Origin of the sequence: Rothia nasimurium (genome assembly GCF_928381415.1) — a bacterium.
GTDB classification, from domain to species: domain Bacteria; phylum Actinomycetota; class Actinomycetes; order Actinomycetales; family Micrococcaceae; genus Rothia; species Rothia nasimurium_H.
Genome location: NZ_CAKMSF010000037.1, coordinates 1 through 289, shown reverse-complemented (window position 1 = coordinate 289; position 289 = coordinate 1). Strand labels below are relative to the sequence as shown.

The following is a 289-nucleotide window of genomic DNA, read 5'->3' as shown; positions in this document are numbered from 1 at the left end:
TAATCTGCCCTGGGTTAGTCGGGGCCTAAGGCGAGGCCGACAGGCGTAGTCGATGGATAACGGGTTGATATTCCCGTACCGGCGAAAAACCGCCCATACTGATATTTTGATGCTAACTGTGAGAAGCCGCTTGTAACCCTGCCACTTGTGGCCGGGAGCTTGTGGTGGACTGCAGGACCCGATTTTTGGAGGTAAACGTATTAACAGGTGTGACGCAGGAAGGTAGCCAAGCCACGCGATGGTTGTCGTGGTCTAAGCGTGTAGGGTATCCGGTTGTTAAATGCGCCGG

Annotated in this window: 1 rRNA gene; it reads left to right on the top strand. The window is 54.3% G+C overall.

The features are described 5' to 3' along the window. Window positions 1–289, top strand: a 23S ribosomal RNA gene (locus L7A20_RS11885); the annotation flags it as partial.